The organism is Nocardia sp. NPDC060220 (genome assembly GCF_042727815.1).
Classification (GTDB): Bacteria; Actinomycetota; Actinomycetes; order Mycobacteriales; family Mycobacteriaceae; genus Nocardia.
Window position 1 is genome coordinate 1 of record NZ_JBHWZY010000065.1, and the last position, 14,382, is coordinate 14,382.

Here is a 14,382-nt window from a genome sequence, read left to right on the forward strand (position 1 = left end):
ATTCCGCCCCGAACAGCTGGGTGTCCACCCGCGCCACCGCTTGACGCGCCTGCGCGAGCAGCCCCGCGCCCGCCTCCGTCAGCTCGATCGCCGACGCCGACCCCGCCCGCGCCGTCCGATCCTGCACCAATCCCGCCCCCACCAGCCCCTTTACCGCGGCGTGCACACTCTGCACGCTCGTCCCCGACATCCGCGCCAACTCGCTGAACGAGGCCCCGGGCACCCCATTGATATGCCCGAGCAACCCCAGCCGGGCCACCGTCAAATCCAGCGCCCCCAACTCGACCCCCAACGCCGCCTCCACCCGCCGCGACATCGTGATCACCAAAATGCTCGGGCTCATAGCCGGCGGTCCAGGACGCTCGTTCTCGGTGGTCACCCCCTCATTTTCCCGCACGACACCCCGATAGTCGTGTTCCGGGAGCCGTATTCACTCCGCGTCCGCGAAATAGCCTCGGGGCCCAGCGAGTTCGCTGGGCGCCTCGCCGGCTCAGGCAGGGAGGGCGGGGAGGGTTCTCGTGTGGGTGATCTCGGGGGTGACGGTGATGATGTCGCAGGCGGCGACGATGCGGTGGGGGAGGTCGGAGCCGAGGTGGGTGAGGCTGGGGGTGACGATCGCGGCGGCTTCGGTGGTGGTGACCACGTCGAGCAGGCGGCCGATCGGGTCGGCGGTGCGGTCACTGAAGACGACGGTCTTGGTGAAGCGGTAGCCCAGGCGTTCGGCTAGGGAACGGATCTGCGTTTCGTCCCAGGACTGGGCGACACCCGAGATGTCGCGGCGCAGGTAACCGATCGCCGGTGGCTTCATGGGGATGACGGTACCGGCGGACAGTGTCGTGGTTGTGAACGCGAGCGAACGCGAGTCGAATTCGAAATCTGAACGAGATCTATTTCGGATTTGGATCCGCCGGGGACCATGGCGTGATCTACTGCTCGCCACTCGGGCGTATCAGCGCCTCGACGACGTCGAGGGCGTCCGGCACGTAGTTGGAGACAGATGATGGTGGACAGAAGAGTGCAGCGCGCGGCCGTTTTCGCCGCCGCGGCGGGGCTGGCGATGACGGCGTTTCCCGGCTCGGCCGTAGCCGCTCCGGGATCGATCACCTGGGATGACGGCAACAGCCATTTCACCCGAACGGTATCGAACACCAACCCGGTGGTCGGCGACACGGTCACCGTGACCACGAAGTTCGAACGCACCGGCATCCCGGTGGAATACATCTACTCGATCAAGGACCTGCACCCGGCGTGCCTGACGCCGGTCGCCGGCTCGGCGAAGATGTCGGGTGACGCGGTCTCGATCGATACGTCGTCGTCGGACTGGATCCGCGCCGAGTTCGGCATCACCAAATACCCGGTGTACCCGAATATCTCGCCGAAGTCGCAGACCTTCGAGATCCAGTACAAGGTCGGCGTGAACTGCGCCCGCGACACCCCGCTGCCGACCTCGATGCACTACGGCGGGTCTCTCGGCGACGGCATCTACCAGGCCAAGGGACCGGCCATCACAGTGTCGGGCGACGCCGTGTCCAGCACCGCCATCACCGCGGTGTCGGGTGCGCAGGTCGGCAAGGCCGTCACGCTGGAAGCGAGCGTGACCCCGGCCGCGGCGGGCGGCACGATCCAGTTCAAGGCGGGCGACAACGTGCTCGGCGACATCCCGGTCGGCGCGAACGGCAAGGCGAGCATCGTCTGGACGCCGGGCGCCCCGGGTGCCTACAGCATCGGCGCGGCCTTCTCCGGGCGCAGCGGAGTGGCGGGTTCGTCGAGCACCGCGACGGTGACCGTGGCCGAGGTGCCGACCGACGGTGGCGGCGGTGGCGGCGGGGTCGACACGGGGTCGTTCAGCTTCTGAGCGTCACCCGGCACGGAATCGGTTGCTACCAAGCATCATTGGCGATCAGGGCGGTCAGCAGCGTGCGAATCGCGGCGACCCGCCGTTCCGTGCCGGGCAGCTGATCGAGCGCGCATTCCGGATCGGCAGGCGGCCCGAGATGGGTACAGCCGCGCGGACAGTCCTCGATGGCACCGGCGAGGTCGGTGAACGAGGCGATCACATCGTCGGGCGTGATGTGGGCGAGGCCGAACGAACGCACGCCCGGGGTGTCGATCACCCAGCCGCCTTCGGGTAGCGGTAGCGCCACCGACTGGGTGGAGGTGTGCTTGCCCTTGCCGACGCCGGACACCTCGCCCACCGCCCGATAGGCATCGGGCACCAGACGATTCACCATCGTCGACTTGCCGACACCGGAGTGCCCGATCAGTGCGGTGAGCCGGTCGTTCAAGATCTCCAGCACCGGCTCCATCGGGTCGTCGATGCCCGCGTAGAGGATCTTCAGATCGAGACCGTCGAAGGCGGAGGCGAATTCGGATTCCGAGACCAGGTCGCGTTTGGTGAGCACCAGAATCGGTTCCAGCCCACCGGCATAGGCGGCCACCATCGCCCGCTCGACGAAACCGGTGCGCGGCGGCGGATCGGCCAGCGCCACCACGATGAACAACTGCTGGGCATTGGCGACGACGATGCGTTCGAACGGATCGGTGTCGTCGGCGGTGCGGCGCAGCACGGTGCTGCGCTCGCTCACCCGCACGATCCTGGCCAGGCTGTCGGGCCTGCCGGTGAGGTCGCCGACCACGTCGACCTGATCGCCCACGACGATCGGGGTGCGGCCCAGTTCGCGGGCGCGCATGGCGACGATGCGCCGGTCGGCGTCCCCGTCGAGCACGCAACCCCAGCGGCCGCGGTCGACGGCCACCACCATGGCGGGCTCGGCGTCGGCGTGCTGGGGACGGGTCTTGGTGCGGGGACGCGACGACGCCTTACCCGGGCGTACCCGGACGTCGGATTCGTCGTAGCTGGCTGAGGATCGCCCCTGGCGGCTCAGCGCGCCACTCCGTCACTGGATAACGCGGGAGCCAGCATCTGCTCCCACAGTGCGACGAAGGTCGGCAGGGTCTTGGCGGTGGTGCCGATGTCCTCGATCTCCACCCCCGGCACGCGCAGGCCGAGAATCGCGCCGGCGGTAGCCATCCGGTGATCGGCGTAGGAGTGCCACTGTCCGCCGTGCAGCGGGGTGGGCACGATCTCGAGGCCGTCCTCGGTCTCGGTGACATTGCCGCCGAGACGATTGATCTCGGCGGAAAGTGCTGCGAGACGGTCTGTTTCGTGTCCGCGCAGGTGGGCGATGCCACGCAGCCGCGAGGGAGAGTCGGCCAGCGCGGCCAGCGCGGCGACGGTGGGGGTGAGTTCGCCGACGTCGTGCAGGTCGATGTCGATGCCCGCCAGGCGTTCCGGACCGTGCACGGTGAGGATGCCGTCGAAGATGCGGGCCTCGGCGCCCATCCGGACGAGGATCTCGCGGATCACGTCACCGGGCTGGGTGGTGCCGCGCGGCCACATCGGGATGCTCACCTCGCCGCCGGTCACCGCGGCCGCCGCCAGGAACGGGGTGGCGTTGGACAGGTCGGGCTCGATGTCCCAGTCGACCGCGCGGATCGGGCCGGGCGCCACGGTCCAGGTCTGGGCGTTGCCGGAATCGGCCGGGGTCTGCACGGCCACATCGGCGCGGCGCAGCATCTCGACCGTCATCTCGATGTGCGGCATCGACGGCAGTGCCTTGCCGTCGTGGTGGACGGTGATGCCCTCGTCGAAGCGGGCGGCCGAGAGCAGCAGCCCCGACACGAACTGCGAGGAACCCGACGCGTCGATGGTGACGGTGCCGCCGCGCAGCGCGCCGGTGCCGTGTACGACGAAGGGCAGCGCGTCACCGTCGACATCGAGACCGAGCTTGCGCAGGGCGTCGAGAATGGTGGACAGCGGGCGCAACTTCGCCTGCTCGTCGCCGAAGAACGCGACATCGCCCGTGGCGAGTGCGGCGGCGGGCGGCAGGAATCGCATGATGGTGCCCGCCAGCCCGCAGTCGACAGCGGCACTGCGCAGGGGCGCCGGGGTGATCTCGAGGATCTCGGCGTCGCCGGTGATCTCGGTGCCGAGGGCGCGCAGGGCCCCGATCATCAGATCGGTGTCGCGGCTGCGCAGGGCGCCGGTGAGCGTGGACGGCCCATCGGCCAGTGCGGCCAGGATGAGCGCGCGGTTGGTGATGGACTTCGATCCGGGCAGGGTCACGGTCGCGTGGACGGGGACCTCGATATGGGGCGCAGGCCAGAAACTCACGTCCCCATCTTCGCTTATGTGCGGTTCGGACGCACCGGTGGTGCGCTTTTTCGGCGTGGGGTGGCGTCGTCGGCGGTGCCTGATGTCGGTGCCCGCGCGTATCTTGACCTTTATGTGTGGACGATATGCGACGACCACGAATCCGGGCCGGTTGGCGGCCGAACTGGACGCTGTCGACGAGACGGGGCTCGACGAGCCGGACGCCGCCGTCAGCTACAACGTCGCGCCGACCACGCAGGTGCTCACGGTCGTGGAGCGGCACGCGCACGGCGAACCCGACGACGATCCGCGGCTGCGGATCCGGCGGATGCGCTGGGGCCTGATCCCGCACTGGACCAAGGCGGCCGAACCCGGCGTGCCCGCCAAGGGGAAACCGCTGTTCAACGCGCGCGCCGACAAGGCGACCACCGCGCCCTCGTTCCGTGATTCGGCCAAGCACAAGCGCTGTCTGGTGCCGATGGACGGCTGGTACGAGTGGCTGGTCGAGCCGTCACCGACCGGCAAGGGCAAGGCGGTGAAGCGGCCCTTCTATATGTCGCACAGTGACGGTTCCCTGCTCTATATGGCCGGGCTCTGGTCGGTCTGGCGGGACCGCAGCCTGCCCGATGCCGAGCCGCTCATGTCGTGCACGATCCTGACCACCGACGCGAGCGGCGAGCTGGCCGGCATCCACGACCGGATGCCGTTGCCGATGCCGCGCGAACACTGGGACGCCTGGCTCGACCCGGATCACCCGGCGCCCGCCGATCTGCTGCGACCGCCCTCGCAGGCGGAGCTGGCGACGATCGTGGCGCGCCCGGTCTCCACCCTGGTCAACAATGTGCGCAACAACGGGCCCGAACTCCTGGTGCCCGACGGGTCATGCGACGACAAGGCCGGGCAGACCACAGTGTTGTGATCGTGCCCGGCCTCGGGTAGCAGTTCCTCAGAGCGAGCAGGGCACCGAATCGGTGGCGATGTTCAACCCGCACTTGATGACTCCCGTGATCAGATCGATCACCTCGGTGGCGACCCCACCGCCGAGCTTTTCGGCCTTCTCGGCCTTCTCGTCGGTCTCGGGTGCGGTCTTCGGCGAACTCTTCGGCGTGGTGCCCTGGCCGTTGAGCGGATAGTCGCCGGGCTCGGCCTGCGACGGCGGAACCACCTGCGGAACCGCGGTGGCCGGAGCTATAGCGGCAGCGCCGAAAGTGATTACCAGGGCACCGGACAGGGCGGCGATCGTCGAACGAGCGGACATTTTCGCATCACATCCTCGGGTCGAATCGGTCGTACCGGGCGCAGAATGCGTCGAAGTGATTCGGAACGAGGCGCCGACCGGATTGCCTCAGCTGGTGATCGGGGCGGTAACGGCCGCGCAGGCGCGCACCAGATCCGCGGGCGCCAACTCGATTTCGAGCCCGCGTTTGCCCGCGCTGCACAGCACCCGATCCCAGTCGAGCGCGGAGGCGTCGACAACAGTGGGCAACTTCTTGCGCTGACCCAGCGGCGAAACCCCGCCCAGCACATAGCCGGTGGTGCGCTCGGCCTTGGTCTTGTCGGCCATGCTCGCCTTCGGCGCGCCGAGCGCGGCGGCCGCCGCCTTCAACGACAGCCGCGCGGGCACCGGCAGAACGGCCACCGCGAGCGTGCCGGATGAGAGTTCGATCACCAGTGTCTTGAAGATCTGCGCGGCTCGCACTCCCAGTTCGTCGCCGAGTGCGTCGACGGCCTCGTCGCCATAGGAGTCGGCGCGTGGATCGTGGGAATAGGAATGCACCGTGTGCGCGATACCGCTGAGGGCCTTGATCGCGGGAGTCGACATAAGCGGTCACCTTAATCGCGGCCACGCCCGGTCCGGCAACCAGATTTCCGCCGGTGTGGGAACACGAATGCGGGGGTGCATGTTGCACACAAGTGACAAGCCAACGCGGCCAGAGACGACGTGAAGGAGAGATAGTGACACTGCTGCTCGAGGAGCGTCCTGTCCTGCCACGGGGTGCGCGATTGCCAGTCGATTCCGTCGTGCCGGTAGATTCGGCTACTACGGCGATCGAAGGGATTGGTGTGACGAGCGACGACGACGTGGTGTCCGACGGTGCGTCCGGCACGGAAGTCGACGAAGCCGAGCTGGCGGCCCGGTTCGAGCGCGATGCGCTCCCGATGATCGACCAGCTCTACGGCGCCGCCCTGCGGATGACCAGGAACCCGGCCGATGCCGAGGACCTGGTGCAGGAGACGTTCGTGAAGGCGTTCCAGGGGTTCAAGTCGTTCCGGGAAGGCACCAATCTGCGTGCCTGGCTGTACCGGATCCTGACCAACACCTACATCAACTCCTACCGCAAGAAGCAGCGCCAGCCCGCGCAGTACCCGACCGACGAGATCACCGACTGGCAGCTGGCGGCCACCGCCGAGCACTCCTCGGTGGGTCTGCGCTCGGCCGAGGTGGAGGCGCTGGACGCCCTGCCCGACGACCAGATCAAGTCGGCGCTGCAGCAGCTGCCGGAGGAATTCCGGATGGCGGTGTACTACGCCGATGTCGAAGGCTTCCCGTACAAGGAAATCGCCGACATCATGGGCACCCCCATCGGTACCGTGATGTCTCGGCTGCACCGTGGACGCAAGCAGCTCAAGGGCCTGCTCGCCGATGTGGCGCGCGAACGTGGATTCGACCGTGGGGAACGCCAGGAGGTAGTCAAGTGAGTGACGATCCCGATCTCGACATGGACTGCACCGCGGTCCTCGCGGATGTGTGGCTCATGCTCGACAACGAGTGCGATCAGGCCACTCGGCAGCGCTTGCAGGAGCACATGGACCACTGCAGCCCGTGCATCGAGGCCTATGGCATCGAGGAGAAGATCAAGGGTCTGCTCAGCCGCAAATGCGGTGGCGAGCACGCTCCCGAAGGCCTGCGCGACCGGCTGAAGCTGGAGATCCACCGGACGATCTCGGTGACCAGGATCGAGACCACCGAAGGCTGATCAGCCCGGATACGGAAACAGCACGCTCTCAGTAGCTTCTGAGAGCGTGCTGTTGTCGTCTGTGCGCAGCGGCACGACTCAAGCGTTAGGACGCTTGCCGTGGTTTGCGGCGTTGCCCTTGCGGCTGCGCTTCTTACGTCCACGCTTACCCATGGGAGCTCCCTTCTATGTCTGGTCGAGAGCCATTGTTTCACGTGTGGTTGGCTGTAGCTTCGGCGGATACTAACGAAGGGGTGCCATGCCTGAAGAAGTGCGCGCGGAGATGGTCTCGACCGTGCTCGCTGTCGAGGTCACCGTGGGCGAACACGTCCGGGTCGACCAGACACTGGTGCTGCTGGAATCGATGAAGATGGAGATCCCGGTGCTCACCGAGGTCGAGGGCGACATCACGTCGGTCGACGTCAGCCCGGGCCAGGTTCTCCAGGCGGGCGACCTCATCGCCACCATCGCGTAACTCACCCGAGCAACGAAGCGGTAGATCCAGCGTGGCAACACTGAGCGAGCTCCTGGCCGAACACACCGACCTTCCCGGCATCGCCGTGGACCATCTGCAACGGGTGGTGGGCGATTGGCAGTTGCTCGCCGACCTCTCGTTCTCCGATCTGCTGCTGTGGGTGGGCGCGGGCCCGGTCGTCGACGGTTCCGATGTGGTGTGTGTGGCCCAGATCCGGCCCACGACCGCGCCGACCGTGCATCTCGACGACAAGGTCGACACCACCGCCTCGCGCACCGACTTCCCGCAGGTCTTCGATGCCCTGCTCAGCGGACACACGGTGCGCACCGACACCGAGGTCGAGGTGAGCGGGGTCTATCACCCGAGCCCGGTGCACGCGGTGCGCGAAGCGATTCCGGTGCGCTGCGGCGACGATGTGATCGCCGTACTCAGCCGCGATTCCGACCTGGCGCGCTCGCGGGTCCGCAGCACCCTCGAAACGGCGTATGTGTCGTGCGCCGACGATCTGTGCCAGATGATCGCCGACGGCAGTTTCCCGACGCCCGAGGATCGGGCGGCCACGCATTCCAGCCCGCGCGCGGGCGACGGATTCATCCGCCTCGATACCGACGGCATCGTCGTCTACGCGAGCCCGAACGCGCTCTCGGCGTATCACCGGATGGGGATGCAGGCCGATCTCGTCGGCCAGGATCTCGCGGTGACCACCCGCTCGCTGATCACCGATCCGTTCGACGCCCAGGAAGTGGTGGCCGATATCCAGGCCGCGCTCGCCGGGCGAACCGGGCGTCGGATGGAGGTCGAGGCGCGCGGGGCGACGGTGCTGTTGCGCACCCTGGTGCTGCGTCCGGGCGGGGAACTGGCCGGGCCCGCGGTGCTGGTGCGCGATGTCACCGAGGTGAAGCGGCGCGATCGCGCGCTGTTGAGCAAGGACGCCACGATCCGTGAGATCCACCACCGGGTGAAGAACAATCTGCAGACCGTGGCGGCGCTGCTGCGACTACAGGCGCGCCGCACCGAGAACCCGGAAGCCCAAGTGGCACTGACGGAATCGGTGCGACGGGTCACCTCCATCGCCTCGGTGCACGAGATGCTGTCGATGTCGGTGGACGAGGAAGTCGACCTCGACGAGGTCATCGACCGGCTGCTGCCGATCATGGCCGACGTGGCGACGGTGCACACCGCGCGGATCAAGGTGCGCCGCGCGGGTTCGCTCGGGGTGTTCTCCGCCGAACGGGCGACGCCGCTGGTGATGGTCTTGACGGAACTGGTGCAGAACGCGATCGAGCACGCCTTCGACGCGGGGGAGAACGGTACCGTGACGATTCGCTCGGAACGGTCGGCTCGCTGGCTCGACGTGATCATCTCCGACGACGGCCGTGGCCTGCCGTCAGGGTTCAGTCTGGAAGGTTCCGACCGGTTGGGTTTGCAGATCGTGCGCACCCTGGTGACCTCGGAACTGGGTGGCTCGATCGGCTTGCATCCGGGTGCCGATGTGGGCACCGACGCGGTGTTGCGGGTTCCGCTCGGACGCCGTTCCGGGCGCTGAGGCTACGGAAACCTCAGGTGGGCAACAATAAACCCGGCACCGTGAAGGTGCCGGGTTCTCACACATGCGTTACCGGACCGGGGCTGATGGCCCGGCAACGCCAGGTCCGTCGATTCAGACGGAGGTACGCGTACGGGTGCGCGCGTTGCGCCGCTTGAGCGCGCGACGCTCGTCTTCGCTCATTCCACCCCACACGCCGGCATCCTGTCCGGACTTGAGGGCCCATGACAGGCAATCGGCTGTGACGGGGCAGCGGGCGCAGACCAGCTTGGCATCGGCAATCTGCGCGAGCGCAGGACCACTGTTACCCACCGGGAAGAACAGTTCGGGGTCCTCATCGCGACAGATGGCCTTGTGGCGCCAGTCCATTCCTCTGCTCCTTTGCGAGGGCGCCACAAAGGGCGCCTGTAGTTAGTGGATCGTTCACTTGTGCGACTCGAATGTTTCCGCACGGTTGCTTGTGAATGCTTTCACGATCACCGTAGATGTCAATAGGTCTCCGGCGCACCGTGGGGGAGATCACGCTCTAGGCCCCCACAAGGGGAACCTGCCCGGTCCTTTGTACTCGCGTCTCCGGGTTTTCGCAGCGCAACCAGGAGATTTTTCTTGCCGTCCGGTGGTCAGGACGGCTTGGGTGCCACCACGTCGAGCACGCTGGGAACGGATGTGAAATGCACCATCTTGCGTTTTCCGATGAAGTCGCCATCGATTTGCAGGCCGATCTCCTGGCCCGTCTCGATTCGCACGGACGGCACGTCGTCGGCGCGGAAAAGTATGGGCGACTTGGGGTTTCCATTCTCGGCCAGCAACTGCCGCGCAAGCAGCAGTGTGCGGGTCACACTCATCGACCGCACCGCGAACACGCCGAGGCCCGATTCGAAGGTGGTGGTGGGATTCGTGCGAATCGGGCGGTCCTCGAGATAGGTCCACGGACTCGAATTCGTGACGAAGGCGTAATAGACCTCCTCGACCGGATCCCGTCCTGTTACCTCGAGGGTGACGCTCGGATCCTGCCGCCGAGCCCGGAAGAACTGCCGGACCGTGGTGCGCAGATAGCGCGCGGGCGTCGCCTTGCGGCCCTTGGCGCGCGCGGTGTCGATCGACTCGCACACATCGGCGTCGAGGCCGACGCCCGCGCTGAAGGTGAACCATCGGTCGTCGGCGAGACCGAGCCCGATCCGGCGGTCGGCATCGCGCGCCAGCAGATCGATGAGCTGGTTGGTTGCTGTCACCGGATCGGGGGAGATGCCGAGCGCGCGGGCGAAGACGTTCGCCGAGCCGCCCGGGATGATCCCGAGACGTGGGCGCCACACCTGGTCGTCGCCGACCTGGGGCACCGGCAGGAAGCCGTTGATGGTCTCGTTGACCGTCCCATCGCCACCGTGCACGACGATCAGGTCCATCTCCTGCGTCGATGCCCACTGGGCCAGTTCGGCCGCGTGGCCGCGATGCTGGGTGTGCGCAACGGTCAGCTGCGTTCGGCTCTCCAAGGCGTGAGCGAGCAGATCCCGGGTGGCCGGGGTCGTCGAGGTGGCATTGGGATTGACAATGAGCAACGTCCGCACAGTGCCGAGGGTAGTGCGCGCGGGCGAACACCCGGCGCGCGCCGGGCGCCACGACACGTCGTCGTAGGCTGGGCACGTGGCAGAGCAGGACGTGACAGACGGTGACCAGCGCGAGGGCGGCGACCAGGTGTCGACCGGTATCCCGACGACAGTGCGGGTGGCCGGTGGGCTGGTTTCGCTGGAGGGGCTGGCCGGGGTGGTGACCGCGATCGTGCTGATCGTGCGGGCGCTGACCGGACACGATCAGTCCGCGGCCAGCGGGGTCGGCACCGCGATCTGGTTCGGGGTGCTGTTCGGCGGGGTGCTCGCCGCGGGCATCGGGCTGCTGCGCGGCAAACGCTGGGGGCGGGCCATCGCGGTCATCGCGAACGTGTTGCTGTTGCCGGTGGCCTGGTCGTTGCTGACCGACTCACATCAGCCGCTGTGGGGAAGCTTGCTCGGGCTCGTGGCGGTCGCCGGATTGGCCGCGCTGTTCGCCCCCGCCACGAGTCGATTCATGGCTCAGGACTACGGCGAGATCCCCGAGGACGACGAGCGTCCGTAGGTCAGGCCGTGGCCGCGCGCAGTGCCCGGCGGCACAGGTGGTCGGCTCGGCGGGTGGTCTCGGGTTGCCGGAAACCCCGCGTGAGGGCCAGTACCCGGTCGCAGGCGGTGTCGAGGTCGATGCGGTGGCCGACCGAGACGAACAGTGGCTTCACCTCGTCGCGCGTGCGCAGCGCGCGCCCGACGACCTCGCCGTCGATCGTCACGTCGCTGGCGTCACCGCGGCGCGGCCCCGGCGCGCGGTATTCACCCCACACCGATTTGGCGACACCGATGGTCGGAATTCCGGTGAGTAATCCGACGTGACACGCCAATCCGAAACGCCGGGGATGCGCCACACCCTGTGCGTCACACACGAGTAGATCCGGTGTGACAGTGAGCTTTTCCAATGCGGCAACCGTTGCGGGCAGTTCCCGGAACGCGAGTAGCCCGGGCACATAAGGGAATTCCGAAATGCCGTGTGCGACTGCCGATTCCACCGTTTCCATGGTGGCGATGTCGATAATTACCGCGGCCGTCGCGACGGTGCCGTCGTCGGCATACGCCGAATCAATTCCGGCCGCCGTCGAAAATTGCGGCGGCGCGGGGTTTTCGGTGGATACCGAAGGGCGGAGTTCGTCCTGGAGGGCGATCGCCTCGTCGGGTGTCCGTGGCCAATCGTGGGGCAACGCGATGCGCACGGTTCAGCTCGCGGTGGCGGCCAGCGCCGACAGTTCGGCACCGGCGAGTCGATAGCCGATCCACTCGTCTTGCGGTGCGGCGCCGAGAGATCGGTAGAACTCGATCGACGGCGTGTTCCAGGTGAGCACCGACCACGACACCCGGCTGTAGCCGTGTTCGACCGCTTCGGCGGCCAGCGCCGCGATCAAGGCGCGGCCGAGCCCCGTACCGCGGGTCTCGGGTCGCACGTACAGGTCCTCCAGGTAGATGCCGTGCACGCCGTCCCAGGTGGAGTAGTTCAGGAACCAGATGGCACAGCCGACCACGTCACCATCGTTCTCGGCGACATGCGCGAAGAGCGCGGGGGCAGGCCCGAACAGCGCGGACCGCAACTGCTCCGGGGTGAGCGTGCACTCGGCGGGAGCCTTCTCGTACTCGGCCAGATCGTGGACGAGCCCGACCATCGCCGGCACGTCGGCGGGGGTGGCGCGGCGGACGAATGCGCTCATCGGTGGGCTCCTTCGATCGGCTCGGTGCGGGTCGTCAGGTTGTGGCCCCAGATGGAGCGGGCGTCGTGGTCGAAGCCGAGCACACTCACCGCACCGGTCGACATCGCGAAGCGGCGTCCCTCACGCACCGCGAACTCCGCCCAGCGCGCGATCAGCACCCGCGAGAAGTGCCCGTGACCGACCAGGACCACGTCGCGCCGCGCCAGCTCCGGCTCCGCCCGGGTGAGTACCCGATCGGCCCTGGCGCCCACCTGTTCGGCCGTCTCCCCGCCGGGCACGGGCGCGGTCCACACCGTCCAGCCGGGGACGGTCTCGCGGATCTGCGCGGTCGTGATGCCCTCGTACTCGCCGTAGTTCCACTCGACCAGATCGTCGTCGACCTCGATCGGCGACAGACCTGCCAGTTCGGCGGTGTGTCTCGCCCGCAGGCGCGGACTGGTGAAGCACAGCGGATCGCGCAGGTCGAGGGATTTCAGCACCAGCCCGGCCGCGACGGCCTGGGTTTCGCCCAGCTCGGTCAGCGGCAAGTCGGTGAAGCTGGTGTGCTTGCGCTGACTCGACCACTCGGTTTCGCCGTGGCGCAGCAGGACCAGGCGTGCATCGGGTGTGGACATGGGTCCATCATGGCAGTGCGGGTTCAGCCGAGCGCGTAGAGCTGTCCGCCGCGGCGTTCGAAGACCGTGTTGCCCAGGACGGCGGTGGAGATGGTGTCGCCGCGGTAGTCGGTGCGCGCGAGCGGGATCTGGGCGACGGTCGCGCCGTTGCCGCTGTCCACCGCGAGCTGCCCGTCGGGGACCGGGACCAGCAGCCTGCCCGCCATCAGGGCGGGGGTGCCGAGAGCGTCGCGCACCGTCCAGACCGGCTGTAATGAGCTGGAGCTCAAGGCGATCAGGCTGTTGCCGGTGAAGACGTAGATGGCCGAGCCGAGGCGGGTCACCGTGGTGCGCTCGTCCCACGGGGCGGCGAGCTGGTAGGTCGCGATCTCGTTGCCGGTGCCGTCGTGCACGGCGATCCTGGCCGGCAGCCCGAGGCCGGTGGCGGTCGCGGGCGTCGGCGGGTAGTAGACCGCGATCTTGTTGTCCGACACCGCGATCACCCGCATCTGCGGCGCGTCGGCACCCGGTGCGGTGAGCACCCGCGAGCCGTATTCCTCGGGGGCGGTCGATTCCTTCGGCGCCGGGTTGAGCACGGTCAGCCGGTCGGTCGCGTCACCCGGGCAGCGCTCGAGCACGGCCAGTCGCGAAGAACTCGACGCGGCCGACCGCAGGGCACATCCGTTGCGCGGCTGGGTGTTCGGATTCACCGGGGCATCCACGTAGCCGTACTCGAGCGTGCGTACCAGATCCGAACGCCACATCTCCAGCCGGTTCGCGCCGAGCGCCAGCAGGTAGGTGCCGTCACCGCTGACACGGATCTCGTCGTCCATGTAGCTGCTGCGCGCGACCCGGCGCGCACCGGTATCGGCCTCGAGCATCACGGACTGGCTGCACCCACGCTGATCGCGATAGGTCGCGATCACGGTCCCGAACTGCGACTCGACCCCGCACAGCGGCATATCCCGGCGATACCACCACAGCTGATTGCCGGTGAGCGGATCGCGCCCACTCACGGTGCCGTGATCGCCGGTCACCACCACATTGCCCGACGTGAGCGCGCGCCTGCTCGACTCGTCGGCGGCGTGCCACTGCTCGCGCAAGGTGGTGGGCAGCTGGGTGGCCGCGGTGATGGTGGGGGCGGGCGACGCGGCGGTGACCGAATCGGTCCCGGTGGCATCGGCGCGCGCCCATACGACGAACGCCGCCACCACGAGGGTGACGGCGATCGCGACTGCTACGAAGATATCGGCGCGCGTCCGCCGTTCGGGTGCGAGCACGAAGGCGACACTAGCCGATCGGCATCACTGGGCCGAGTTCGCCGTCGTGTGCGGCGGAGACGGGTTCTGGGGTGGGATTCGGGCTTCGGTAGTCCCAGGTC

20 protein-coding genes are annotated in these 14,382 nt (G+C 67.8%); 7 read left to right on the plus strand and 13 right to left on the minus strand.

Annotated elements, in window-relative coordinates:
* Together ACFWF3_RS05435 and ACFWF3_RS05440 are read right to left on the minus strand one after the other, a co-directional pair.
* Nucleotides 1-379: MarR family winged helix-turn-helix transcriptional regulator (locus ACFWF3_RS05435; protein ID WP_379312574.1), on the minus strand; the 379-nt coding region annotated here is incomplete at its 3' end.
* A 111-nt stretch (nucleotides 380-490) separates the two neighbouring features.
* A complete protein-coding gene (locus tag ACFWF3_RS05440; protein ID WP_101466068.1) occupies nucleotides 491-808 on the minus strand; it encodes a hypothetical protein in 318 nt (105 codons plus the stop codon).
* Nucleotides 809-1,000: 192 nt separating this feature from the next.
* On the opposite strand from ACFWF3_RS05440, the gene ACFWF3_RS05445 reads away from it, so the two are divergent.
* Complete coding sequence (locus tag ACFWF3_RS05445; protein WP_378993551.1) at nucleotides 1,001-1,855, plus strand: Ig-like domain-containing protein; 855 nt, start codon at nucleotides 1,001-1,003, stop codon at nucleotides 1,853-1,855.
* 25 nt (nucleotides 1,856-1,880) lie between these two features.
* Here the strand turns inward: ACFWF3_RS05445 and rsgA are convergent, their stop codons facing one another.
* Both rsgA and aroA read right to left on the minus strand, forming a co-directional pair.
* Nucleotides 1,881-2,762, minus strand: a complete 882-nt coding sequence (gene rsgA, locus ACFWF3_RS05450) for a ribosome small subunit-dependent GTPase A (RefSeq protein ID WP_378993552.1) — start codon at nucleotides 2,760-2,762, stop codon at nucleotides 1,881-1,883.
* A 119-nt stretch (nucleotides 2,763-2,881) separates the two neighbouring features.
* Nucleotides 2,882-4,174: a 3-phosphoshikimate 1-carboxyvinyltransferase gene (gene aroA, locus ACFWF3_RS05455; protein ID WP_379312575.1), complete on the minus strand. Its 1,293-nt coding sequence runs from the start codon at nucleotides 4,172-4,174 to the stop codon at nucleotides 2,882-2,884.
* Between the two features lie 112 nt (nucleotides 4,175-4,286).
* Here aroA and ACFWF3_RS05460 point away from each other — a divergent pair, with 112 nt between their 5' ends.
* Complete coding sequence (locus ACFWF3_RS05460; protein WP_379312576.1) at nucleotides 4,287-5,072, plus strand: SOS response-associated peptidase; 786 nt, start codon at nucleotides 4,287-4,289, stop codon at nucleotides 5,070-5,072.
* Between the two features lie 27 nt (nucleotides 5,073-5,099).
* Here the strand turns inward: ACFWF3_RS05460 and ACFWF3_RS05465 are convergent, their stop codons facing one another.
* Both ACFWF3_RS05465 and ybaK read right to left on the minus strand, forming a co-directional pair.
* Complete coding sequence (locus ACFWF3_RS05465) at nucleotides 5,100-5,411, minus strand: hypothetical protein (protein WP_378993555.1); 312 nt, start codon at nucleotides 5,409-5,411, stop codon at nucleotides 5,100-5,102.
* 87 nt (nucleotides 5,412-5,498) lie between these two features.
* Nucleotides 5,499-5,975, minus strand: coding sequence for a Cys-tRNA(Pro) deacylase (gene ybaK, locus ACFWF3_RS05470; RefSeq protein ID WP_379312577.1), 477 nt, complete (start codon nucleotides 5,973-5,975; stop codon nucleotides 5,499-5,501).
* Between the two features lie 164 nt (nucleotides 5,976-6,139).
* On the opposite strand from ybaK, the gene ACFWF3_RS05475 reads away from it, so the two are divergent.
* Together ACFWF3_RS05475 and rsrA are read left to right on the plus strand one after the other, a co-directional pair.
* The gene (locus ACFWF3_RS05475; protein ID WP_378993574.1) at nucleotides 6,140-6,853 is read left to right on the plus strand and encodes a sigma-70 family RNA polymerase sigma factor; all 714 of its coding nucleotides are present in this window, start codon (nucleotides 6,140-6,142) and stop codon (nucleotides 6,851-6,853) included.
* 20 nt (nucleotides 6,854-6,873) lie between these two features.
* Nucleotides 6,874-7,131, plus strand: a complete 258-nt coding sequence (rsrA, locus tag ACFWF3_RS05480; protein ID WP_378993575.1) for a mycothiol system anti-sigma-R factor — start codon at nucleotides 6,874-6,876, stop codon at nucleotides 7,129-7,131.
* Nucleotides 7,132-7,209: 78 nt separating this feature from the next.
* Here rsrA and ACFWF3_RS05485 read toward each other — a convergent pair whose 3' ends face one another.
* Complete coding sequence (locus ACFWF3_RS05485; RefSeq protein ID WP_022597109.1) at nucleotides 7,210-7,284, minus strand: 50S ribosomal protein bL37; 75 nt, start codon at nucleotides 7,282-7,284, stop codon at nucleotides 7,210-7,212.
* Nucleotides 7,285-7,369: 85 nt separating this feature from the next.
* On the opposite strand from ACFWF3_RS05485, the gene ACFWF3_RS05490 reads away from it, so the two are divergent.
* Both ACFWF3_RS05490 and ACFWF3_RS05495 read left to right on the plus strand, forming a co-directional pair.
* Nucleotides 7,370-7,585 carry a biotin/lipoyl-binding carrier protein gene (locus tag ACFWF3_RS05490; protein WP_378632681.1) on the plus strand — a complete coding sequence of 72 codons (216 nt, stop codon included), beginning with the start codon at nucleotides 7,370-7,372 and terminating at the stop codon, nucleotides 7,583-7,585.
* A gap of 31 nt (nucleotides 7,586-7,616) precedes the next feature.
* Nucleotides 7,617-9,131 (plus strand): sensor histidine kinase, encoded by a 1,515-nt coding sequence (locus ACFWF3_RS05495; protein ID WP_379312578.1) that lies wholly within the window; start codon nucleotides 7,617-7,619, stop codon nucleotides 9,129-9,131.
* A gap of 114 nt (nucleotides 9,132-9,245) precedes the next feature.
* Here the strand turns inward: ACFWF3_RS05495 and ACFWF3_RS05500 are convergent, their stop codons facing one another.
* Nucleotides 9,246-9,500 (minus strand): WhiB family transcriptional regulator, encoded by a 255-nt coding sequence (locus ACFWF3_RS05500; RefSeq protein ID WP_022567051.1) that lies wholly within the window; start codon nucleotides 9,498-9,500, stop codon nucleotides 9,246-9,248.
* Nucleotides 9,501-9,751: 251 nt separating this feature from the next.
* A complete protein-coding gene (locus tag ACFWF3_RS05505; protein WP_378632685.1) occupies nucleotides 9,752-10,696 on the minus strand; it encodes a diacylglycerol/lipid kinase family protein in 945 nt (314 codons plus the stop codon).
* 139 nt (nucleotides 10,697-10,835) lie between these two features.
* Between ACFWF3_RS05505 and ACFWF3_RS05510 the strand changes: the two genes are divergently transcribed.
* Entirely contained in the window at nucleotides 10,836-11,240 is a 405-nt protein-coding gene (locus ACFWF3_RS05510; RefSeq protein WP_378652422.1) for a hypothetical protein, read from the plus strand.
* 1 nt (nucleotide 11,241) lies between these two features.
* On the opposite strand, the gene ACFWF3_RS05515 is transcribed toward ACFWF3_RS05510, so the two are convergent.
* The 4 genes from ACFWF3_RS05515 to ACFWF3_RS05530 are packed head-to-tail and all read right to left on the minus strand — an operon-like array spanning nucleotide 11,242 to nucleotide 14,281.
* On the minus strand, nucleotides 11,242-11,919 hold the full coding sequence (locus ACFWF3_RS05515; RefSeq protein ID WP_379312579.1) for an endonuclease V: 678 nt from the start codon (nucleotides 11,917-11,919) through the stop codon (nucleotides 11,242-11,244).
* A gap of 3 nt (nucleotides 11,920-11,922) precedes the next feature.
* On the minus strand, nucleotides 11,923-12,408 hold the full coding sequence (locus tag ACFWF3_RS05520; protein WP_378993559.1) for a GNAT family N-acetyltransferase: 486 nt from the start codon (nucleotides 12,406-12,408) through the stop codon (nucleotides 11,923-11,925).
* On the minus strand, nucleotides 12,405-13,022 hold the full coding sequence (locus ACFWF3_RS05525; protein ID WP_379312580.1) for an acid phosphatase: 618 nt from the start codon (nucleotides 13,020-13,022) through the stop codon (nucleotides 12,405-12,407). The genes ACFWF3_RS05520 and ACFWF3_RS05525 overlap by 4 nt, the downstream gene beginning before the upstream one ends.
* Nucleotides 13,023-13,045: 23 nt before the next feature.
* The gene (locus ACFWF3_RS05530) at nucleotides 13,046-14,281 is read right to left on the minus strand and encodes a hypothetical protein (protein WP_379312582.1); all 1,236 of its coding nucleotides are present in this window, start codon (nucleotides 14,279-14,281) and stop codon (nucleotides 13,046-13,048) included.
* Nucleotides 14,282-14,382 lie beyond the last annotated feature (101 nt).